19 protein-coding genes are annotated in these 20,423 nt (G+C 67.6%); 5 read left to right on the top strand and 14 right to left on the bottom strand.

The window, feature by feature from the left end:
• Positions 1-1,911 (bottom strand): AMP-binding protein, encoded by a 1,911-nt coding sequence (locus ACFVTM_RS07825; RefSeq protein ID WP_390202852.1) that lies wholly within the window; start codon positions 1,909-1,911, stop codon positions 1-3.
• A 201-nt stretch (positions 1,912-2,112) separates the two neighbouring features.
• Between ACFVTM_RS07825 and ACFVTM_RS07820 the strand changes: the two genes are divergently transcribed.
• Genes ACFVTM_RS07820 through ACFVTM_RS07805 form a run of 4 tightly spaced genes read left to right on the top strand, consistent with a single transcriptional unit; the run spans position 2,113 to position 6,383 of the window.
• Positions 2,113-2,769 (top strand): GntR family transcriptional regulator, encoded by a 657-nt coding sequence (locus tag ACFVTM_RS07820; RefSeq protein WP_390203214.1) that lies wholly within the window; start codon positions 2,113-2,115, stop codon positions 2,767-2,769.
• Positions 2,762-4,282: an MmgE/PrpD family protein gene (locus ACFVTM_RS07815; RefSeq protein WP_390202851.1), complete on the top strand. Its 1,521-nt coding sequence runs from the start codon at positions 2,762-2,764 to the stop codon at positions 4,280-4,282. The genes ACFVTM_RS07820 and ACFVTM_RS07815 overlap by 8 nt, the downstream gene beginning before the upstream one ends.
• Positions 4,282-5,184, top strand: a complete 903-nt coding sequence (gene prpB, locus ACFVTM_RS07810; protein WP_390202850.1) for a methylisocitrate lyase — start codon at positions 4,282-4,284, stop codon at positions 5,182-5,184. Before ACFVTM_RS07815 ends, prpB begins: the two co-directional genes overlap by 1 nt.
• A 59-nt stretch (positions 5,185-5,243) precedes the next feature.
• The gene (locus ACFVTM_RS07805) at positions 5,244-6,383 is read left to right on the top strand and encodes a bifunctional 2-methylcitrate synthase/citrate synthase (RefSeq protein ID WP_390202849.1); all 1,140 of its coding nucleotides are present in this window, start codon (positions 5,244-5,246) and stop codon (positions 6,381-6,383) included.
• A 147-nt stretch (positions 6,384-6,530) separates the two neighbouring features.
• On the opposite strand, the gene ACFVTM_RS07800 is transcribed toward ACFVTM_RS07805, so the two are convergent.
• The 13 genes from ACFVTM_RS07800 to ACFVTM_RS07740 form a co-directional block, all read right to left on the bottom strand.
• Positions 6,531-7,358 carry a hypothetical protein gene (locus tag ACFVTM_RS07800; RefSeq protein WP_390202848.1) on the bottom strand — a complete coding sequence of 276 codons (828 nt, stop codon included), beginning with the start codon at positions 7,356-7,358 and terminating at the stop codon, positions 6,531-6,533.
• A 172-nt stretch (positions 7,359-7,530) separates the two neighbouring features.
• Positions 7,531-9,015: a hypothetical protein gene (locus ACFVTM_RS07795; protein ID WP_390202847.1), complete on the bottom strand. Its 1,485-nt coding sequence runs from the start codon at positions 9,013-9,015 to the stop codon at positions 7,531-7,533.
• Complete coding sequence (locus ACFVTM_RS07790; protein ID WP_390202846.1) at positions 9,008-9,517, bottom strand: RNA polymerase sigma factor; 510 nt, start codon at positions 9,515-9,517, stop codon at positions 9,008-9,010. Before ACFVTM_RS07790 ends, ACFVTM_RS07795 begins: the two co-directional genes overlap by 8 nt.
• A 68-nt stretch (positions 9,518-9,585) precedes the next feature.
• Positions 9,586-10,074: an 8-oxo-dGTP diphosphatase gene (locus tag ACFVTM_RS07785; protein ID WP_390202845.1), complete on the bottom strand. Its 489-nt coding sequence runs from the start codon at positions 10,072-10,074 to the stop codon at positions 9,586-9,588.
• A 67-nt stretch (positions 10,075-10,141) separates the two neighbouring features.
• Positions 10,142-11,164 (bottom strand): site-specific tyrosine recombinase XerD, encoded by a 1,023-nt coding sequence (xerD, locus tag ACFVTM_RS07780; RefSeq protein WP_390202844.1) that lies wholly within the window; start codon positions 11,162-11,164, stop codon positions 10,142-10,144.
• Positions 11,161-11,826: an NUDIX domain-containing protein gene (locus tag ACFVTM_RS07775; protein WP_390202843.1), complete on the bottom strand. Its 666-nt coding sequence runs from the start codon at positions 11,824-11,826 to the stop codon at positions 11,161-11,163. The genes xerD and ACFVTM_RS07775 overlap by 4 nt, the downstream gene beginning before the upstream one ends.
• Before the next feature lie 27 nt (positions 11,827-11,853).
• Entirely contained in the window at positions 11,854-13,662 is a 1,809-nt protein-coding gene (locus ACFVTM_RS07770) for a CTP synthase (protein ID WP_390203213.1), read from the bottom strand.
• A gap of 97 nt (positions 13,663-13,759) precedes the next feature.
• Positions 13,760-15,496 (bottom strand): DNA repair protein RecN, encoded by a 1,737-nt coding sequence (gene recN, locus ACFVTM_RS07765; protein ID WP_390202842.1) that lies wholly within the window; start codon positions 15,494-15,496, stop codon positions 13,760-13,762.
• 3 nt (positions 15,497-15,499) lie between these two features.
• Positions 15,500-16,552: an NAD kinase gene (locus ACFVTM_RS07760; protein WP_390202841.1), complete on the bottom strand. Its 1,053-nt coding sequence runs from the start codon at positions 16,550-16,552 to the stop codon at positions 15,500-15,502.
• Positions 16,553-16,574: 22 nt separating this feature from the next.
• Complete coding sequence (locus tag ACFVTM_RS07755) at positions 16,575-17,387, bottom strand: TlyA family RNA methyltransferase (RefSeq protein ID WP_390202840.1); 813 nt, start codon at positions 17,385-17,387, stop codon at positions 16,575-16,577.
• The gene (locus ACFVTM_RS07750) at positions 17,384-17,683 is read right to left on the bottom strand and encodes a hypothetical protein (RefSeq protein ID WP_390202838.1); all 300 of its coding nucleotides are present in this window, start codon (positions 17,681-17,683) and stop codon (positions 17,384-17,386) included. Before ACFVTM_RS07750 ends, ACFVTM_RS07755 begins: the two co-directional genes overlap by 4 nt.
• A 9-nt stretch (positions 17,684-17,692) precedes the next feature.
• The gene (locus ACFVTM_RS07745; protein ID WP_390202837.1) at positions 17,693-18,682 is read right to left on the bottom strand and encodes an HAD-IIA family hydrolase; all 990 of its coding nucleotides are present in this window, start codon (positions 18,680-18,682) and stop codon (positions 17,693-17,695) included.
• 4 nt (positions 18,683-18,686) lie between these two features.
• On the bottom strand, positions 18,687-19,610 hold the full coding sequence (locus ACFVTM_RS07740) for a hypothetical protein (protein ID WP_390202836.1): 924 nt from the start codon (positions 19,608-19,610) through the stop codon (positions 18,687-18,689).
• Between the two features lie 33 nt (positions 19,611-19,643).
• Here ACFVTM_RS07740 and ACFVTM_RS07735 point away from each other — a divergent pair.
• The coding region (locus tag ACFVTM_RS07735; protein ID WP_390202835.1) for a hypothetical protein at positions 19,644-20,423 on the top strand (780 nt) is incomplete at its 3' end.

Below are 20,423 nucleotides of genomic sequence, written 5' to 3'. Positions count from 1 at the left end.
CTACTCGGAACCGGCGGGGCGCAGGGTTTCGAGCAGCCGGTCAATCACGCCGGCGTCCTCGATGGTGGACGGCACCACGTAGTCGTCTCCGTCGGCGATCTGGCGCATGGTCTTGCGCAGGATCTTCCCGGATCGGGTCTTGGGCAGGGCCTCCACTACGGTGACGTGCTTGAAGTCCGCCACGGCCCCGATGTCGCGCCGGACCAGGGCGATCAGGTCCCTGGCCAGCACGTCCTCGGAAACGTCCACACCGGATTTGAGGACCACGTAGCCGCTGGGGCGCTGGCCCTTGAGCGGGTCGGCGAGGCCCACCACCGCGCATTCGGCGACCGCCGGGTGCTGGCTGATCACCTGTTCCATGGCACCGGTGGAGAGCCGGTGTCCGGCGACGTTGATGATGTCGTCGGTGCGGCCCATGACGAAGACGTAGCCGTCCGCGTCCCGGTAGCCGGAGTCGCCGGTGGCGTAGTAGCCCTCGAATGCCTGCAGGTAGGAGGAGATGTAGCGGTCGTCGTTGCGCCAGAGCGTGGTCAGGGTGCCGGGCGGCAACGGCAGGCCCAGGACAATGTTGCCTTCCGTGCCGGCTTCGACGTCAGCGCCCGCGCCGTCGACGATGGTGAGCCGGAACCCGGGCATCGGGACGCTAGGCGAGCCTGCCTTGATCGGCAGCTCGGCCAGGCCGCGCGGATTGGCGCAGATGGCCCAGCCGGTCTCCGTCTGCCACCAGTGGTCGACCACCGGGACACCGAGCACACGGGAGGCCCAGTGGAAGGTGTCGGTGTCCAGCCGCTCGCCGGCCGCGAACAGGGTCCGCAGGCTGGAAATGTCGTACTTGCCGACAAGCTGCCCCTCAGGGTCCGCTTTCCGGATGGCCCGCAGCGCGGTAGGGGCGGTGAACAGCACGTTGACCTTGTGGTCCTGGATCACCCGCCAGAACGCGCCGGCGTCGGGGGTTCCCACCGGCTTTCCTTCATACAGCACCGTGGTGGCGCCGGCCAGCAGCGGCCCGTACACGATGTAGGAGTGGCCCACCACCCAGCCGACGTCTGAGGCCGTCCACATGACGTCCCCGGGGCCGACGTCGTAGACGTTTTCCATCGTCCACGACAGGGCCACGGCATGGCCGCCGTTGTCCCGCACCACGCCCTTCGGCGCCCCGGTGGTGCCCGAGGTGTAGAGGATGTACAGCGGATCCGTCGCGCTGACGTCCACCGGCGCGGCGGGCTCGGCGGAGGCCATCTCGGCGTCCCAGTCGAGCCACTCGGGGTGTTCGGCCGCCATGGAGTCCACCGTGGAGGTGAAGCCTTCCCGGGCCTTGACCAGCACCGGGGTCCCGGGGGCTCCTGCCATGTCGAGGGCCTCGGCGACCGCGGGCAGGTATTCGATCCGGCGCGAAGGTTCGATGCCACCGGACGCCGTCACCACCGCGGCGGGGGCGGCGTCCCGGATCCGGGCGGCGAGCTCCTTGGGGGCGAAGCCGCCGAAGACCACCGAGTGCACTGCGCCGAGCCGAGCGGTGGCCAGCATCGCGATCGCGGCCTCGGGGATCATCGGCATGTAGATCACCACGCGGTCGCCCTTGCCGACCCCGCTGCGGCGCAGCACACCGGCGAACCGGGCCACGAGCTCCGTCAGTTCCGCATAGGTGTAGCTCTGCCGCGTGCCCAGCATGGCGGAGTCGTAGATCAGGGCGTCCTGCCCACCCCGGCCGTCGGCGACGTGCCGGTCCAGGGCGTTGTAAGACGTGTTCAGGACACCGTCGGGAAACCAGTCGTACAGCGGCGCCCGGCCGGGGTCGAGGGCCTGCCGCGGCGGCGTCGACCAGGAGATCCCGCGCGCGGCCTCCAGCCAGAACTCGTCGGGTTGATCCAGGCTGCGTTCGTAGGCGGCCCGGTAGCTCTTGGTGACCATGACATTCATCCTGTCCACGACGTTGTGTTGCAGCCCATGGTAGACCGAGGCTGGCCGGCCGGACAAGGGTTATGTATACACAGATGCCCAATTTCTGATCCTGAAGGGGATTTTGCTGGGCAAAACGGCTCTCCGTGTATACACTGTTGATGTTCCAGCATGACTGTTCCACCATGGCAAGCCATCACCGAAGGAGGCAGGATGCGCGCCAGCGACAAGGCCTACGAGGCCCTGCGCGACGACATCATCGAGTGGCGCCTCCTGCCCGGAACAGTGCTCGCGGAGGTGGAACAGTCCGAGCGGCTGGGCGTCTCACGCACTCCGCTGCGGGAGGCCCTGAGCCGGCTCACCGCCGAGGGACTGACGACGACGGGCGGCCGCGGCGTCGTCGTGACCGACATCTCCCTGGACGACATCGACGAACTGTTCGAACTGCGCGAAACCCTCGAAGGCAAGGCGGCCGCCCTCGCCGCCGAGCGCGGCGACCCCGAAACCTTCGATGCGCTTCGGCGCGAACTGCTCCGGGCACCGGAACTGATTGGCGGGCAGGATCCGGCCCTGCACGACTACTACGGGCTGGTGGGCCGGCTGGACGCGGCCATCGACGCCGCCATCTCCAATGCCTACCTCGCCCAGGCCATGCGCAGCCTCCGCGTCCACCTCGTGCGCGTCCGGCGCCTGGCCGCCGACGACGCCGCCCGGCTCACCGCCGCGGCCGCCGAGCACGCCGCGATCGCCGAGGCGATCGCCGCCGGCAACCCGCGGCTGGCGGAGGCCGCCACCACGCTTCACCTGCACCGCAGCCTTTCCCACGTCAAAGCCACGCATACACCTCAGCAAAAGGAGCACCATGGTTAAGGAACACCACGTCCGCGTCTACAAGAGCGAGGAAAACCTGGGCCGCGAGGACCAGCTCGCCTACAAGATCGCCAAGGTCGCCGCCGATCCCGTGCCGGTCACCGACGAGGTCACCGACATGGTGATCAACCGAATCATCGACAACGCCTCGGTGGCGATCGCGTCGCTGAACCGTGCCCCGATCATCGCGGCCCGGGCGCAGGCCCTCACCCACGGCCCCAGCACCGGCGGCAAGGGCGCCAAGGTCTTCGGCATCGAGGAACGCGTCTCCCCCGAATGGGCGGCCTGGGCCAACGGCGTCGCGGTCCGCGAACTCGACTACCACGACACCTTCCTCGCCGCGGACTACTCCCACCCGGGAGACAACATCCCGCCCATCCTGGCCGTGGCCCAGCACGTCGGCTCCAGCGGCCAGGACCTGATCCGCGGCATCGCCACCGGCTACGAGATCCAGGTCAACCTGGTCAAGGCCATCTGCCTGCACAAGCACAAGATCGACCACGTGGCCCACCTCGGCCCCTCCGCCGCCGCCGGCATCGGCACCCTGCTGGGCCTCGACGTCGAGACCATCTTCCAGTCCGTCGGCCAGGCCCTGCACACCACCACCGCCACCCGGCAGTCCCGCAAGGGCGAGATCTCCACCTGGAAGGCCCACGCCCCTGCTTTCGCCGGCAAGATGGCCGTCGAATCCGCGGACCGTGCCATGCGCGGCCAGACCTCCCCGGTACCGATCTACGAAGGCGAAGACGGCGTAATCGCCTGGATGCTGGACGGCCCGGACGCCTCCTACGAGGTGCCGCTGCCGACGCCCGGCGAAGCCAAGCGGGCCATCCTGGACACCTACACCAAGGAACACTCGGCCGAATACCAGGCGCAGGCCTGGATCGACCTCGCCCGCAAGCTCCACGGCGAACACCCCGAGGTCACGGACCCGGCCAACGTCGACTCCGTGCTGATCAAGACCAGCCACCACACCCACTACGTGATCGGCTCCGGCGCCAACGACCCGCAGAAGTACGATCCCACGGCCAGCCGGGAAACCCTGGACCACTCCATCCCGTACATCTTCACCGTCGCCCTGCAGGACGGCACCTGGCACCACGTGGACTCCTACGCCCCGGAACGCGCCGGCCGTGCGGACACCGTGGAACTCTGGCACAAGGTCACCACGGTGGAGGACCCGGAATGGACCCGGCGCTACCACTCCCTGGACATCGCCGAGAAGGCTTTCGGCGGCACCGTGGAGATCACGCTCAAGGACGGCACCGTCATCACCGACGAGATCGCCGTGGCCGACGCCCATCCGCTCGGCGCCCGGCCGTTCGCGCGGGAGCAGTACGTCAACAAGTTCCGCACCCTCGCGGCCGGCCTTGTTGACGACGAGGAGATCGAGCGCTTCCTCGCCACGGCCGCGCGGCTGCCCGAGCTCGGCGCCGGCGAGCTGGACCAGCTGAACATCAAGGCGGCCGACGGCGTGATCGACCTCGCCGCCGCACCGAAGGGACTCTTCTGATGCTGTACTCGAAGGTCACGCCGGAACAGAAGCGGATCCGGTTCCGGGAGCTCCTGGCCTCCGGCACGATCCAGCAGTTCCCCGGCGCGTTCAACCCGCTCTCGGCCCGGCTGATCGAGGAGAAAGGCTTCGCCGGGGTGTACATCTCCGGCGCCGTCCTCGCCAACGACCTCGGCCTGCCGGACATCGGACTGACCACGCTCACCGAGGTCGCCACCCGCGCCGGACAGATCGCCCGGATGACGGACCTGCCGGCAATCGTCGACGCCGACACCGGCTTCGGCGAGCCCATGAACGTGGCCCGTTCGGTCCAGGAACTCGAGAACGCAGGCCTGGCCGGCTGCCACATCGAGGACCAGTTCAACCCCAAGCGCTGCGGCCACCTCGACGGCAAAAACGTGGTGGACCTGGACACCGCCACCAAACGGATCCGGGCCGCGGCCGATGCCCGGCGCGACCCGAACTTCCTGATCATGGCCCGGACCGACATCCGGGCCACCGACGGGCTGCAGGCCACGCAGGACCGTGCCAGGGCCCTGGTCGAGGCCGGCGCGGACGCGATTTTCCCCGAGGCGATGAAGGACCTGAGCGAGTTCCAGGCCATCCGCGACGCCGTCGACGTCCCGATCCTGGCCAACATGACCGAATTTGGCCAGAGCGCCCTGTTCACCGTGGAGGATCTGGCCGGCGTCGGCGTCAATATGGTGATTTATCCGGTGACGTTGCTCCGTAGTGCCATGGGCGCTGCGGAGCGTACTCTGGAATCGATTAAGGCCGACGGAACCCAGGAGGCACAGGTTGGGAGCATGCTGACCCGTGCGCGTTTGTACGATCTTGTTGACTATGAGGCTTACAACCGTTTTGACACCGGGGTGTTCAATTTCCAGATCCCAGGTAAGTAAGCCCGCACAGAACCACCGGCTCGTGCCGGTACAGGAGTCAGGAACGAAGGAGTTTCAGCATGGCTGATCAGGACATCAAAAAGGGCCTCGCCGGCGTCGTGGTTGACTACACCGCGGTCTCCAAGGTCAACCCGGACACCAATTCGCTGTTGTACCGGGGCTATCCCGTGCAGGAGCTGGCCGCCAAGTGCAGCTTCGAAGAGGTCGCCTACCTTTTGTGGAACGGCGAGCTGCCCACCGAGGATCAGCTGGCCGAGTTCAATGCCAGGGAACGTGCCGGCCGGGCGCTGGATCCGGTGGTCAAACAGGTGATCGATGCGCTGCCCACCACCGCGCACCCCATGGATGTCTGCCGGACAGCCACGTCCGTCATGGGGGCCCGGCACGCGTTGGCAGAGGATTCCTCGCGCGAAGCCAACCTGGCCAAGGCCGTTGACCTGTTCGCCGCGATGCCCGCCGTCGTGGCCTACGACCAGCGCCGCCGACACGGCCTGGACCTCGTGGAGCCTCGCGAGGATCTCGGTTACGACGCGAACTTCCTCTGGATGACCTTCGGCGAGGAAGCCGTCCCCGAGGTAGTCGACGCATTCAATGTCTCAATGATTTTGTACGCCGAGCACTCCTTCAACGCCTCCACCTTCACTGCCCGCGTGATCACCTCAACGCTGGCGGATCTGCACTCCGCCGTGACCGGGGCCATCGGCGCCCTCAAGGGTGCGCTCCACGGTGGCGCGAACGAGGCCGTGATGCACACGTTCGATGAGATCGGCATCCGGCCGGAGGAGTCATTGGAGGACGCCCATGTCCGGGCGAAGGCCTGGATGGAGAACGCCCTGGCCCAGAAGAAGAAGGTCATGGGCTTCGGCCACCGCGTCTACAAGCACGGCGACTCCCGGGTGCCCACCATGAAGTCGGCCCTGGACAAGATGATCGCCCACTACGGCCGGCCGGAGCTGCTGGGACTCTACAACGGGCTCGAGACCGCGATGGACGAGGCCAAGGGGATCAAGCCGAACCTCGACTATCCGACCGGCCCCACGTACCACCTGATGGGCTTCGACACCGCCACGTTCACTCCCCTGTTCGTTGCCAGCCGCATCACCGGCTGGACGGCGCACATCATGGAGCAGCTGGATTCGAACTCCCTGATCCGTCCGTTGAGCGAGTACAACGGCGTCGAGGAACGGCACCTGGCCTAGTCCCGGTACTGCGGTAGAAGCGGCACTAGACAACCGGCGCCAGGCAAACGGCACGACGCAAAGAAAATGCGGACCGGTCACCCCCAAAGGTGACCGGTCCGCGTTGGTCTGTTGGCGTTTCCGCGGTTTCGGCCGGCGGCGTGGCGGCTAGCTGGCGCTGATTTTCAGCGAGGTGATCATGCGCTTCGCGTTCACGTACTCCGGGGTCTGCATGTACGCCTTCGCCGCTTCCAGCGAGGGGAAGGTTTTGGCGCCCTTGCGGTTTCCGTTCTGCTCCGAACCGCCGGTGTTGACCTGGACGGTGTCGGCAAAGGAATAGACGGGCGACTCCGCAGGACCACTGACCACGTTGTAGAACATGCAGGACTTTCCGTCCTTGCCGGCCAGACTGCCCGTGATCCCGTACGAGGCGGTGACGCGGTCCGCCTCCAGGAGGGCGCGGAAGGCAAAGCGGGGCGTAATGGTGTCGGCCGCGGCAGCGTTGTACGGCAATGCCAGCTCCACCGCGTCCAGAACGCTGTACGGTACGGGGTTCTGGCAGGCGCCTCCCAGCCCGGTGCCGGACGGACCGTAGTGCAGGGACGCCACCACCATGCCAGCGGCGTCCGACACGTCGACGTCGACGTTCGGTGGCGCGCCAGCGCCGGCCGGGGTTGCCACCGTCCATCCCTCCGGATAATCGAAGCTGACCTTCCCGACGGCGCTCGTGTAGGTCTGCCACTTTTCCTGCGCCGGCGCCGCTGGTGTCGTGGCGGCGGCTGCCGACGCCTGGCCCGCCGTCGTGGATGCCGTCGCAGACGGCGTCGAAGTGGCCGTTGCGGTGGCAGAGGGCGCCGCTGCGGTGCCCTGCCCGGCGGCCGGTGATCCCGCACCGGAGGGGCCGCAGGCTGTGGCGCCGAGCAACAGGGCCGTTGCCAGGGCCGCCGTGGCAGCCTTCCGGACCCCACCTGTGATGTTGCGCTTGATCGAATTCATGTCAGTCCCCCAGTGTGCTGTTGGTAATTGAAGTTGTGAGCGCGGGTAGTACCCCCGGCAGGCTACGGGTGAGCCCGATGCATTGCTTGTCATATGGTTTTGTCCAGGGTGATCGGGTGACGGCGGGCTGGTCCCCTGCATGTGGGGGCCACCCCGCCGCTTCTCGAAAGCCTTATGCCGGCATCCTGAGGCTGACTATCATGCTCTTGAGCTTCTTGTACTCGGGTGTCCCCATGTAGGCCTTAGCCTCCGCGAGGCTCTTGAACACTGGCTCGCCAGGACCCTTGGAATCCCTGTCGGCGAAGGTCAGCGAGCCCCTGGGCGCGCCGCTCACCACGGAATACATGAGGCAACTGTCCGTCAGTTGGCCGCTGGACTTATCCACCAGACCAACCTGGTAGCTGAAGCCCTTCCCGATCGACGTCTGGTCAAGCACCCGGTAGGAGAATCGGACTCCAGCATCGAAGGCCCATTGTTCAGTCAGCAGGGACGTCGACTCTGTGTCCAGTTCGGTCGCCTTGTACTTCTCCGGACCGCAAGCCCCTCCGAGGCCAGCGCCCGCACCGTAGTAGAAGCTCGCTACCTTCTTGCCGGTCTCGTCTGAGACCTGGATTCCCGAGGCGGGGACGTCCGGAGTGCCTGCGGGCACCTCCTTTGCGGTCCATCCGACGGGCAGATTGAACGAGGCATCTGCCGCTGCGCTCGTGAAACGCGTCGATGTTGGCGTCAACGAAAGCGAAACGAGCATTCGCTTGGTGTCCTGGTACTCCTGTGTCTGCATGTAGGCCTTGGCCTCGGCAACGGAGGCAAAGGTCAGGGGAGCATCCTCACCGTCAGCGGTGAGCCACAGGGCATCCCCGAACTGTGCGAAAGGCACATCGTCCGGGCCCAAGATGCTGTTGTACAACGCGCACGTGGTGGTATTCGGAGCCAGATCCAGGTCAGTCAGGGCCACGGATCCATAGACTTTGTCACTTTGGATGATCCGAAAAACAAAGGCAGACGGGCCCCTGGGACTTTCCTTGAGCTTGTTCGCCTTTTGCGGGATATCGAGAACAACCGAGTCGAGGGTGGAAAACGGCTTGGGAACCGGGCACACGGGTCCTCCCGCTCCGTCGTAAACCAGGGCCAGGGTTGATATCTTCTTGCCGCCGGAATTCCTCACCTCAACGGTGTTATAGAAGCCACCATCAATTGTTTTCGGCGTCTGGGAGACGGTCCAACTGGCGGGGAGTTCGAACGTGGCCTGTCCGGTCGCGTCAGTGAAGGTAGTCCAGGCGGCCGGAGCGGATGTTGCCGTTGGTGTCGGCGACGGCGTCACGCTCGCCTGGGCCGTCGCCGAGGGCGTCTGTGAAGTAACCGCGGTGGGACTAATGGTGCTCGCCGGAGCCGGAGCCGTGGTGAGGGAACCGAGGTTTGTTGCCACGAGCACGCCGGCCGTGACGGCCGCCGCGGCAAGCGTCAGCACGCCGGCCAGCCTGGCCCGGCGGTGCTTTCGGTCCGCCAGGGAGAAGACATTGTGGGGCAGGCTGTCGCTGAACTCGCCGGGCTCGGCGAACATCCGGCGCAGCGCTGCCTCGCCGTCGGGCACGGACGGATCGTTGTGCGCGGGGTCCACCGCGGAAATCATGTTCTTGATCGGATCCATCTCAGGCACCCATCTTCTGTGTCATCGTTTCAGCACTGACCGCCATTTGCTTGCGAAAAGCGGCCCGGGCCCGGTGCAGCCGGACCTTGGCGGCGGACTCGCTGCACTGCAGCACGCCCGCGATGTCAGCGATGCTCAATTCATCCCAGTAGGCGAGCTGGAGGATGTCCCGGTCCTTTTCTCGCAAACCGGCCAAGGCATCCTGGACCGCCACGTTCTCCGATTCGTCACCGAACCGCACGACGGCGGCGAAACGCAGCTTGTCCTGCAACGCCTGCTGCCGGTCCCGGCTGCGGTACGCGTTTCCGATCAGGTTGCGGGCCACCGTCAAAAGCCAGGCGGTATCCGTCCGCGGTGCATCATCCCATTTCTGCCACACCACCCGGAAAACATCCGCAGCTAGTTCCTCCGCCAGTTCGGCCGATTCCACCCGCCGGCGCACAAATTTGTAGACCAGCGGGTAGCTGTCTTTGTGAATGGCGATAAATGCCAGTTCGCGCTCCGAAAGCACGCATCCCCCAAGTAAGTTGTGTCCGAAACTGCTGGATAACTGTATTGTTTCCGGCTCCCGGTTCGGGGTTACACGCCCCGCAAAGAATATTCCGCAGAGGCCACGGTTTCGTTGTCATCGTTCAAAGTGATGACGGCCTCCACGGTTCCCTCCCCCAATGCCAGCGGCAACCAGTGCTCGGCGTCCTGCCACATGCGCTCCAGCGGCAGGGCAGCCACCTGGAACCATTCCGGGATCATTTCGTGGCTTTCGACGGGGTCGCCGGCCCAGCGGCGCGTGGTGAAAAGGCTCGTGGACATGTTCCATTCCGGCCGGGCGGGAAAGACGAATTGGATCAGCCCGGCGACCCGGAGATCGTCCTCCACGACCACAATTCCGGATTCCTCAAAGACTTCGCGGCAGGCAGCCTCGGCATCGGACTCCCCCGGCTCCACGTGTCCGCCCAGCCCCACGATCTTTCCGACGCCGAACCCGGTCTTCTTCGTACCGAGGAGGACCTGCGGGCCGGCCGCTCCGTCGCGTAGCAGGAAGCACAGGGTGACAGCTGTCGAGTTCATGGATCCACCCTAGCCCCGGGACCCGGGGGCCATTGGTGCCGGGCAGCAGGCGCGCCGCGGCGCGGATTCAGCCCAGGGCGCGTGGGTGCGCGGCTGCGTAGATCTCCCGCAGCGTATCGGCCGTCACCTGGGTGTAGACCTGTGTGGTGGTCACCGAGGCATGCCCCAGCAGTTCCTGGACCACGCGGACGTCGGCGCCGCCTTCCAGCAGGTGGGTGGCGAAGGAGTGCCTCAGGGTGTGCGGTGACACGTCTTTGGTGATGTTGGCCTTGTCCGCCGCCGCCTTCAGGATGGTCCAGGCACTTTGCCGGCTGATCCTGCCGCCGCGGGCGTTCAGGAACAGCGCCGGAGTGCCCTTGCCCTTGGCAGCCAGATGGGGCCTGCCGCGGACCAGGTAGGCGTCCAGGGCGCGTGCCCCGTAGGACCCCAGCGGGACGAGGCGTTCCTTGGAGCCCTTGCCGAAGAGCCGGACGATTGCCGGGCCACCGCCTTCGCCTGCCTCGCGGGAGGTCTGCAGGGAGATGTCGTCAACATCCAGGCCCACGGCTTCGCTGATGCGGGCACCGGTGGAATAGAGGAACTCGAGCAGCGCACGGTCGCGCAGGCCGGTTGCCGTGTCCGTGCCGGCCGCCTCGAGGATGCTGATGACCTCGCCGACGCTGATGGCCTTGGGCAGCCGTTTGCCGGGCATGGGCGGGTGGACATCGCTGGCGGGGTCGGTGGGCGTGACGCCTTCGAGCGCCCAGAATTTGTGGAGGCCGCGCACTGCCACGACGGTGCGCGCCGCGGACCGGACGCCCAGGGAGGAGCCGCCGTCGGACCCGTCGGAGAGCGCTTGGACGAATCCGGTGACATCATGCCGTGTGATGTCCGCAGGGCGCTGGCGCCCCGACCGGGCGAGGTGGCTCGCGTACCGGGCAAGGTCGCGCCGGTAGGCGGCGAGAGTGTTTGCCGCCAGTCCGCGTTCCACACTCATGTGCTGCAGGTAGTCAGTTACTGCGCGGTCGATCGCTGAGAGCGGCCGCGCGGGCGGGCGTTCGGGAGCTGCCGGCTCCAGCCCCTGCGGACCGGCGATCAGCGCGTCGGTCATCGGCGCTGGCTGGGATGGGCGGGCCAAGGCGCGTCGGCCGGGCGGAGGCTTTCGAAGCCGTCGGCACGGGCGGCGGCCGCGGCCAGCACACCGACGACGGCGGACGGGTTGTGCAGGCGGCCGTCCAGCACCGCCTGGACGGCCTCGTCCAGCGGCGTCCAGTGCAGTTCGATCTCGGCTTCCTCGTCGGTGCGGACGTGACGCTCATGTCCGGGCACCTCGCTCAGGCCGCGGGCCAGATAAATGCGGATGGCTTCGCTGGAGGATCCCGGGGAGTTGAAGAAGTCCGCCAGCACGTTCCAGCGGTCCGCCACGAGGTCCGCTTCCTCGGCCAGCTCGCGGGCGGCGCCGATGACGAAGTCCTCGCCTTCGACGTCGAGCAGCCCGGCGGGGATCTCCCAGAGGTCCATGCCGACGGGGTGCCGGTACTGCCGGAGCAGCAAAACGTCGCCGGCGTCGTTCATCGGGAGAACGGCCACCGCTCCGGGGTGGTCGATGTAGTCCCGGACCAGCGTGTCGCCGTCGTCGTTGAGCTGGAAACTGTCGCTCACGACGTCCCAGATCCTGCCTTCGTAGACTTTCCGGGAGGACAAAAGACGGCGCGGGCTCGGCTCATCCGAAACCTGCCGTGCAGCATTGGGGGTCTCAGACATACCGGGCATCGCGCCGTCCTTTGATTCAGTTGGAAATTACTTGGACACTGCTGCCGACGAGGGCTTGGGCGCAGCGGCCGGGGCATCGGCCTTCGCATCGGCCGTCGTTTCACTGGTGCTGACACTTGCAGCAGGCGCTGCATCGGCAGCCTGCTGGTGGCCCAGGGCGGCCTTGATCAGGCCAGCGAACAGCGGGTGCGGGCGCGTGGGCCGCGAGCTGAGCTCGGGGTGCGCCTGCGTGGCCACGTAGTACGGGTGGACGTCGCGGGGAAGTTCCACGAACTCGACCAGCTTGCCGTCGGGCGAGGTTCCGGAGAAGCTCAGGCCCTTGGCGGCAATCTGCTCGCGGTACTTGTTGTTGACCTCGTAGCGGTGCCGGTGCCGTTCGCTGACGTTCGTGGCGCCGTAGGTTTCGGCAACGACGGATCCTTCGTCGAGCTTGGCCTCGTACAGGCCCAGGCGCATGGTGCCGCCGAGGTCGCCCTTGCCGTCAACGATGTCCAGCTGCTCTTCCATCGTTGCGATGACCGGGTACTTGGAATCCGGCTCGAACTCGGACGAGGATGCGCCGTCGAGACCCACCACGTTGCGGGCGTACTCGATCACCATGCACTGCAGGCCCAGGCACAGGCCCAGGACCGGGAGCTTGGTTTCGCGGGCATACTTCAGGGCGCCGAGTTTGCCTTCGAGACCGCGGATGCCGAAGCCGCCCGGAACGCAGATGGCGTCGACGCCGGCCAGGGACTGCACGGCACCCTCGCGGGTTTCGCATTCGTCCGAGGGGACCCAGCGGATCTTGACCTTGGTGTCGTTGGCGAAGCCGCCGGCGCGCAGGGCCTCGGTGACGGACAGGTAGGCGTCCGGCAGGTCGATGTACTTGCCCACGAGCGCGATCTCAACCTCATGCTTCGGGTTGTGGACGGCGTCGAGCAGCTTGTCCCAGCTGGTCCAGTCGACGTCCTTGAACGGCAGGTCCAGGGCGCGGACGATGTACGAATCCAGGCCCTGGGTGTGCAGCGTCTTCGGGATGTCGTAGATGCTCGGGGCGTCGGGGCAGCCGATCACGGCGTCGATGTCGACGTCGCACATGCGGCCGATCTTCTCGCGCATGGGCTGGGGCACATCACGGTCCGAGCGGATCACGATTGCCTCGGGCTGGATGCCGATGGAGCGGAGCGCGGCAACGGAGTGCTGCGTCGGCTTGGTCTTCAGCTCCTGCGAGGGGCCGATGTACGGCACCAGCGAGACGTGGAGGAAGAAGACGTTTCCGCGGCCGATGTCCTGGCGGACCTGGCGGGCGGATTCAAGGAACGGCTGGGACTCGATGTCGCCCACCGTGCCGCCGATTTCGGTGATGATGACATCCGGGGCGTTCTTGCCCTCGGAGGGAAGCCGCATGCGCCGCTTGATCTCATCGGTGATGTGCGGGATGACCTGGACGGTGTCGCCGAGGTATTCGCCACGGCGTTCCTTGGCGATGACAGTCGAGTAGACCTGGCCGGTTGTGACGTTGGCCGATCCTTCGAGGTTTTCATCGAGGAAGCGCTCATAGTGGCCGATATCCAGGTCCGTCTCGGCGCCGTCGTCGGTGACGAAGACTTCGCCGTGCTGGAAGGGATTCATCGTGCCCGGATCCACGTTCAGGTAGGGATCGAGCTTTTGCATTGTTACAGACAGACCACGTGCCCGCAGGAGGTGGCCGAGGCTCGAAGCCGTCAGTCCCTTACCGAGCGAGGACGCTACACCACCGGTGACGAAGATGTGTTTGGTCGTCTTGGACGAGCCCGGGAACCGGGAATTTACACGAGAGTTTGATCGCTGCACCACGGGGTTTGAGCTTATCATCAATTCGGCCTTCCACGGGTTCCTTGGCGGGATCCCGATGTGATTGTTGTCCTAGCAGCACCTGCGGAACTCCGTGTGGAAGTCCCGGCGGCTCCGCCTAGATTTGCGGCAGGAGTTTGGCGTCGTCCAGCAGCTCCTGGGCGTGGGCCTGCGCCGATTCCGAGTCCTCCTGGCCCGCGAGCATGCGGGCCAGCTCGCGGACCCGCTCGGCCTCGTCCAGCAGCTGCACGTCGCTGGAGGTGAATCCCGTGGCGGTGGCGCCGTCAGCGCCCCGCACGGACGTCTTGGTGACCCTGATGTGCTGGTCCGCGAACGCGGCCACCTGCGGCAGGTGGGTCACCACGAGGACCTGGACGTGCCGGGCCAGCATTGCCAGCCGGCGCCCGATCTCGACGGCGGCACGCCCGCCCACGCCGGCGTCGACCTCGTCGAAGACGAACGTCGGGACGGGGTCGACGGCGGCAAGGACCACTTCGATGGCGAGCATGACGCGGGAGAGTTCACCACCCGAGGCGCCTTTGCCCAGCGGCCGGGCCGGAGCACCGGAGTGCGGCTGCAGCAGGAACGAGATCTCGTCCGCCCCGAACGGTCCCAGCTGGCCGGCGGGCTCGAGGTTGATGACCAGGGTGGCGTCGGCCATGGCCAGCGCCGTCAGCTCCGCGCTGACCCGTGCGGAGAGGTCCTTCGCGGCCTTGGTGCGCGCCTTGGTGATCGTGGCGGCCTTCTTCCGAAGCTCGGCTTCGGCCCGGGCAACCTCCGCGTCCAGCGATTCGATCCGCGTGGAGTCGTCCTGCAGTTCCTCGTACCGGGCCCGGGCTTCCTCGGCCCAGACCAGCACCTCGTCGATGCTCGGCGCGTACTTGCGCACAAGCTTGGCCAGCGCGGCCCGGCGGTCCTCGATCTCTGCCAGCCGTTCCGGGCCCTCCGTGTCAAGGGCGGCCTGGTAGCTGGCGAGCTCCGCGGCGATGTCGTTGAGCAGGAAGCCGACCTCGGCCAGGCGCGCCGCGGCTGACCCCAGCTCCTCGTCGTGTTCGGCGACGTGCTCCACGGTGCGCTTGGCGACGTCCACCAGGGTGGTGGCGTCGGCTTCTTCGCCGAAGTCCTCGGCGATGAGCGCCTGGTGGGCGGTGCTGGCCGCGATCCGCAGTTCTTCGACGTTGGCCAGCTTCACGGCCTCGGCCTTGAGGGCGTCGTCCTCCCCCGGCTGCGGGTCCACGGCGTCGATCTCGGCCAGTGCCACCTGCAGCGACTCCGCCTCGCGGAGGCGTTCGCGGGCGGCGCTGCGCAGGGCGTCCAGCTCGCCCTGGCTGGCATGCCAGTGGGCGTAGAGGTCCTGGTAGGCGGAAAGTGTGCCCGCGAGGCTCTCGCCGGCGAATTTGTCCAGGGCGCCGCGTTGCGCCACCGGGCTCTTGAGCCGGATCTGGTCCGACTGGCCATGCACCACCACGAGGGTTTCGCCGATTTCGGCCAGCACGCCGACGGGCGCGGCCCGTCCGCCCAGATAGGCGCGGCTGCGGCCGTCGGCTCCGACGCTGCGGGCAAGCAGCAGTTCCGCGCCGCCGTCGAACTCCTCAACGTCGGCCCCGGCCTCCCGGGAGCGGGCAACGGCGGTGTGTCCGGCGTCGAGTTTCAGCACGGCCTCCGCCGAGGCGCTCTTCGCGCCGCTGCGGACGGCGCCGGCGTCGGACCTGGCGCCGAGGAGCAGTCCGACGGCGGTGACCACCATGGTCTTGCCGGCGCCGGTTTCACCGGTCACGACGCTGAGGCCCGGGCCCAGCGGCAGGGTGGCGTCGGTGATGACACCGAGGTCGCGGATACGCAGTTCTTCAAGCATGGTTCACTTCCCGGTTGAGGGATCTGGCGATGGATCAGGCCCGTCACCGGGTCCTGCGTCGTCGGGTCCTGCGTCGTGCGGCGAGGGCAGCGGCGGCATGGGGCGGGGCGTGCGGATGATCGGGATGGGCCCGGTGTGGATGGCCTTGGCCTGCGGCATGGGGCCCCGCCAGCCTTGGATGGGGAGCTGGAACTTGCGCACCAGCCTGCCGGAGAAGGGGGTCTGGTGCGTCCTGGCCAGCCGCACGGGCGTCGCGGAGCGGGTCACTTCCACGCGCGCGCCGGGCGGCAGATCCACCGAGCGGCGGCCGTCGCACCAGAGGACGCCCTGGGCGTCGGTCCGGTTCAGGATCTCGACGGCGAGCCGGGACCGGGGCGAGACCACTAGAGGTTTGGCGAAGAGGGCATGGGCGCTGATCGGCACGATCAGGAGGGCCTCGACCTCGGGCCACACCACGGGGCCGCCGGCTGAGAACGCGTAGGCCGTGGAACCGGTGGGCGTGGCGAGGACCACGCCGTCGCAACCGAATGAGGTCAGGGGGCGTTCGTCGACTTCCGTGACCACCTCCAGCATCCGTTCCCGGTTGGCCTTTTCGATCGCGGCCTCGTTGAGGGCCCAGGTGTGCCAGATCTTCTGTCCGCGGACCCAGACCTGGACGTCGATCGTCATGCGCTCTTCCACCGTGTAGTCACGGCTGGCGATCCACTCGACGGTCTGGGCGAGGTCGGCCCGCTCGCTTTCGGCCAGGAACCCCACGTGGCCGAGGTTCACGCCGAGCAGCGGCACGTCGACTTCCCGGACGAGCTCGGCGGCGCGGAGGATGGTGCCGTCCCCACCCAGCACCATGACGAGTTCCACCTCGGGCAGCTTCACGTGGTCGTGAAGGACCTCGACGGGGTGGTCCAGCCGGCCGAAGAACCGGACCATGTCCCCGAGCTCGTTCTCTTGCAGCACGGGGACCAGACCGGATTCGTGCAGCAGGGCGCACGCCTCCCAGGCAGCCTTGAGGGACTCCTCGCGCCCTGTGTGGGCAAGGATGAGGACACGCCTGCTCATCGGGTTCCGCCTTCTGGTGGTACTAGTGGTTCGGCCAGATTGTTCCGAGCAACGCAGCAACGGCTGCGTCCCGCTCCTCGATCTTAGGCGGGACTTCCGACATCGCGCGTTTTATCCACAGGAAGTATTCGACATTGCCGTCCTGGCCGGGCAACGGGCTCTGGGCGAGGCCCTTCAATACGAGGCCCGCATCCACGGCGGCAGCAGCCACCTTGCCCACGGCGAGCCGGCGTTCCCGCTCCGAGGTGACCACGCCGGTCCGGCCCAGCCGGTCCTTGCCGATCTCGAACTGCGGTTTGACCATGAGGACAAGGTCACCACCGGGCACCGTGCAGGCGGCAAGCGGCGCCAGTACCAGGGTCAGCGAGATGAAGGACAGGTCGGCCACCGTCAACTCGGCGGGTCCGCTGATCTCCCCTGGCGTCATGTACCGGACGTTGAGGCCCTCGTGGACGGCAATGCGGGGGTCGTGCCGGATTTCCGGGACCAGCTGGCCGTGCCCAACGTCTACGGCCACCACGTGGGCGGCTCCGCGCCGGAGCAGCACATCCGTGAACCCGCCGGTGGAGGCGCCGGCGTCGAGGCATCGTTTGCCCGCGACGTCGACGCCGGGAAAGGCATCCAGCGCCCCTGCCAGCTTGTGCCCGGCGCGGCTGACGTACCCGTCCTCGGCCGAGGCCGTGACGTCCAGCGCAGCGTCATCCGGGATTTGCAGTGAGGCCTTGGCGAGGATCTCGCCGCCGGAGCTCACCTTGCCCTCCGAGATCAGCCGGGCAGCGTGCGTCCGGGACCGTGCCAGCCCACGGCTGACAAGCGCCTGGTCCAGCCGGCTCACGATCCCCCGTCCCCGGCAGCATGGATGCGGCGCGCCAAGCCCGAGGGGGCGGCCACGTCCTCGTTCAGGGCCTCCAGCAGGGCATCGTGCATGCCCGCATAGACTTCGCCGTGTCCGGAGACCGGCGCCTGCTGTACGGCCGCGAGCCGGTTCAGCACGGCGCTGACGGCCGGGTCCTGGACCTGCTGTGGCTCCGGCTCGGGCCAGGCGACTTCGGCCACGCTCGGGGCGTCAGCCTCAGCCGCCTCGTGAGGCTGGTTTGGCTCTGGGTTCAGCTCTGGGTTCAGCTCGGTCATAGGTCCAGCCTAGTGATCGAGCCACTCGAGGGCCGGAGCCAGCGCGCTGGTGGTTTCGGGGTTCGCGGCCCACCACGCCGAACAGGCGGCACGCCATGAATCGAGGTCGGCGGGGTCGCCGCTGATGTGGACGGACTGTCCCCGCACGATTGCCGAGGCCGTGCCGCTGCTGTACCGCCCGGCGTCGTGCTCAACGGCAGGGTACGGCGCGTACAGGCCGGTCAGATCGTTGATGAGGAAATCCGGGCGTTCCATGGACCGGGCGGCGAGGATCGATTCCCGGGTGTCCACGCCGGTCAGCACGGCCACCGTGGCGAAGCCGGCGTTGTTGCCGCCAAGGATGTCGGTGTCAAGGCGGTCGCCGACGACGAGCGGCCGGTCGGCGGACAACCGCTTGGCGGCGGTATGGAACAGCGGGGCTTCGGGCTTGCCGGCCACGATCGGGGTCTTGCCGGTCGCGGCGGCCACGGCCGCCACCAGCGTCCCGTTACCCGGGGCAATGCCGCGGCCCTGGGGAATGGACCAGTCCGTGTTGGTTGCGACCCAGAGGGCGCCGCCGGCCACGACGTACGAGGCCTCGGCGAGGTCTTTCCACCCGATGTCCGGGCTGAAGCCCTGCACGACGGCGACGGGGTTATCCTCCTCGCCGCGGACGGGAACCAGGCCTACCAGCTCAATTTCCTGGGCCAGCGCGGCGCTGCCCGTGATCAGCACGCGTGACCCGGCAGGCAGCATCGAGGCCAGCAGCGCTGCCGCCGCCTGCGAGGAACTCACCACCTGGTGGTCCTCGGCGGGGGCGCCCAGGTCGCGAAGGTGCTGCGCTACCTGCGCCGGGGAACGGGATGCGTTGTTGGTGACGTAGCCCAGCCCGACGCCGACGCCGGCAAGCCGCCGCAGCGATTCCACGGCCCCGGGAATGGCGTGGGGGCCGGCGTAGACTACGCCGTCGAGGTCGGAGAGCAGGGCATCAAACGTGGAGATCAGGGCGGTATCGCTCATGCGACTAGTCCTCCACCCGGTCACGCCGGGCAGCCTCGGAGTCGACGGGTTCGTGGTCCGCTTCGGCTTCCGGTTCCTCTTCGTTTTCTCCGTCGGCTTCATCGAGCACGTCGGCTTCCACCGAGTCGTGGTCGGACTCGGCGTCGTCGGACTCGAAGTAGTCACTTTCGGCGTCGTCGGCGCTGCCGTCGATCTCGGTCAGGGCGGTCGCCGCTGCTGCGGCGCCGGTGGCTTCGGCCGCGGCAGCAGCACCGGCGGCACGCGGCGCGCCCGCTTCGGTTCCCGCGTGCGTGTCGGCATTCTCCTGCTCGCGGAGCCGGCGCTGCCGGCTCTCCTCACGGGCCTCTTCTTCCTCATCCCAGCCGAGGTCGATGATGTCAGGGTCCTCGTCAGCCCCGAGGCCCAGCGCGTTTTCGGCCACGACGGCCTGCCGCTGCCACTTGTCGGCGTCGGCCTCGCGGCCGGCTGCCGTCAGCGCATCAGCGTAGGCGCGGAACAACCGGGGGCTGTAGGAGAAGGCGCGGTTGATGTCCAGCAGCGGGATCTCCAGTTCGGAAACCGCGGCGTCGAACTGTCCCAGGTCGGTGCGGGCACCGGCTGCCACGATCGCCAATTCCACCTTGCCCGGAGCGTCGAGATCCTTGGCTTCCTCGGATCGGGCCATATCCAAGGCACGGTCCGGTCGGCCGAGACCCCGCTCGCAGTCAGCCATAACCGGCAGGTGCATGTTGGATCCGCTGATCCGGCGGTAGGTGCGGAATTCCCGGAGGGCTTCACCATAGTGGCCGGCCGCGTAGGCGGTCAGGCCGACAGCTTCGCGGACGGACGCCAGGCGTCCACCGCGGCGGCTGGCTGCCAGGGCATGCTGGAAGGCAAGCTCCGGTTCTTCGTCCAGGAGCCGGCCTGCCATGACAAGGTGGCGTGCCACCCATTCGGCGCTGGTGCCTTCGAGGGTCTTGATTTGGTGCTGCGTGGCGCGGTCGAGTTCCTTGCCGGTGACGTCCTCGTCGATCTGGGGCGAACGCTCCCGGTCGGGACGGTTTGCGCTGCGGAGATCGCGGGCATTCGGCACGCGCACCGGACGGTCCTCGGGGCGGTCGCGCCCGTACTGACGCGGGCCCGAGTCGCCACGGTCGAAGCCGCGAGCAGGACGCTCCTCGCGGCTGCCGAACGGCTTGCGGTTGTCGCCGCCACCGTAGGGCTTACGGTCACGGTCGCCGGTGCCAAAGCTGCGCTGGCCCCCACCCTCACGCGGGGCGCGGTCGCCGTAGGGCTTACGGTCGCCATAGGACTGGCGGCTGTCGCCGCCGTAGCTGCGCTGGCCCCCACCTTCACGCGGGGCTCGGTCGCCATAGGACTGGCGGCTGTCGCCGCCGTAGCTGCGCTGGCCCCCACCTTCACGCGGGGCGCGGTCGCCGTAGGGCTTACGGTCGCCACCGCTGTACGGCTTACGATCACGGTCGCCACCGCCGAAGCCACGCTGGTCTCCACCTTCACGCGGACCACGATCACCATAAGGCTTACGGTCACCACCGCTGTACGGCTTACGATCACGGTCGCCACCGCCGAAGCCACGCTGGTCTCCACCCTCACGCGGACCACGATCACCGTAAGGCTTACGGTCACCACCGCTGTACGGCTTACGATCACCACCGCTGTACGGCTTACGATCACGGTCGCCACCGCCGAAGCCACGCTGGTCTCCACCCTCACGCGGACCACGATCACCGTAAGGCTTACG

Source organism: Arthrobacter sp. NPDC058130, assembly GCF_042884475.1.
Taxonomy (GTDB): Bacteria; Actinomycetota; Actinomycetes; order Actinomycetales; family Micrococcaceae; genus Arthrobacter.
The sequence above is the reverse complement of the archived record's forward strand: the minus strand, read 5'-3'. Positions and strand labels throughout refer to the sequence as shown.

What these genes read in the sequence shown, in the direction of transcription:
- prpB (WP_390202850.1), top strand. Translation starts at nt 4,282, where the DNA reads ATGCTGTACTCGAAGGTCACGCCGGAACAGAAGCGGATCCGGTTCCGG.
- ACFVTM_RS07785 (WP_390202845.1), bottom strand. Translation starts at nt 10,074, where the DNA reads ATGAACTCGACAGCTGTCACCCTGTGCTTCCTGCTACGCGACGGAGCG.
- ACFVTM_RS07820 (WP_390203214.1), top strand. Translation starts at nt 2,113, where the DNA reads ATGCGCGCCAGCGACAAGGCCTACGAGGCCCTGCGCGACGACATCATC.
- ACFVTM_RS07750 (WP_390202838.1), bottom strand. Translation starts at nt 17,683, where the DNA reads ATGACCGAGCTGAACCCAGAGCTGAACCCAGAGCCAAACCAGCCTCAC.
- ACFVTM_RS07770 (WP_390203213.1), bottom strand. Translation starts at nt 13,662, where the DNA reads ATGATAAGCTCAAACCCCGTGGTGCAGCGATCAAACTCTCGTGTAAAT.
- ACFVTM_RS07800 (WP_390202848.1), bottom strand. Translation starts at nt 7,358, where the DNA reads ATGAATTCGATCAAGCGCAACATCACAGGTGGGGTCCGGAAGGCTGCC.
- ACFVTM_RS07760 (WP_390202841.1), bottom strand. Translation starts at nt 16,552, where the DNA reads ATGAGCAGGCGTGTCCTCATCCTTGCCCACACAGGGCGCGAGGAGTCC.
- recN (WP_390202842.1), bottom strand. Translation starts at nt 15,496, where the DNA reads ATGCTTGAAGAACTGCGTATCCGCGACCTCGGTGTCATCACCGACGCC.
- ACFVTM_RS07825 (WP_390202852.1), bottom strand. Translation starts at nt 1,911, where the DNA reads ATGGTCACCAAGAGCTACCGGGCCGCCTACGAACGCAGCCTGGATCAA.
- ACFVTM_RS07805 (WP_390202849.1), top strand. Translation starts at nt 5,244, where the DNA reads ATGGCTGATCAGGACATCAAAAAGGGCCTCGCCGGCGTCGTGGTTGAC.
- ACFVTM_RS07815 (WP_390202851.1), top strand. Translation starts at nt 2,762, where the DNA reads ATGGTTAAGGAACACCACGTCCGCGTCTACAAGAGCGAGGAAAACCTG.
- xerD (WP_390202844.1), bottom strand. Translation starts at nt 11,164, where the DNA reads ATGACCGACGCGCTGATCGCCGGTCCGCAGGGGCTGGAGCCGGCAGCT.
- ACFVTM_RS07775 (WP_390202843.1), bottom strand. Translation starts at nt 11,826, where the DNA reads ATGCCCGGTATGTCTGAGACCCCCAATGCTGCACGGCAGGTTTCGGAT.
- ACFVTM_RS07745 (WP_390202837.1), bottom strand. Translation starts at nt 18,682, where the DNA reads ATGAGCGATACCGCCCTGATCTCCACGTTTGATGCCCTGCTCTCCGAC.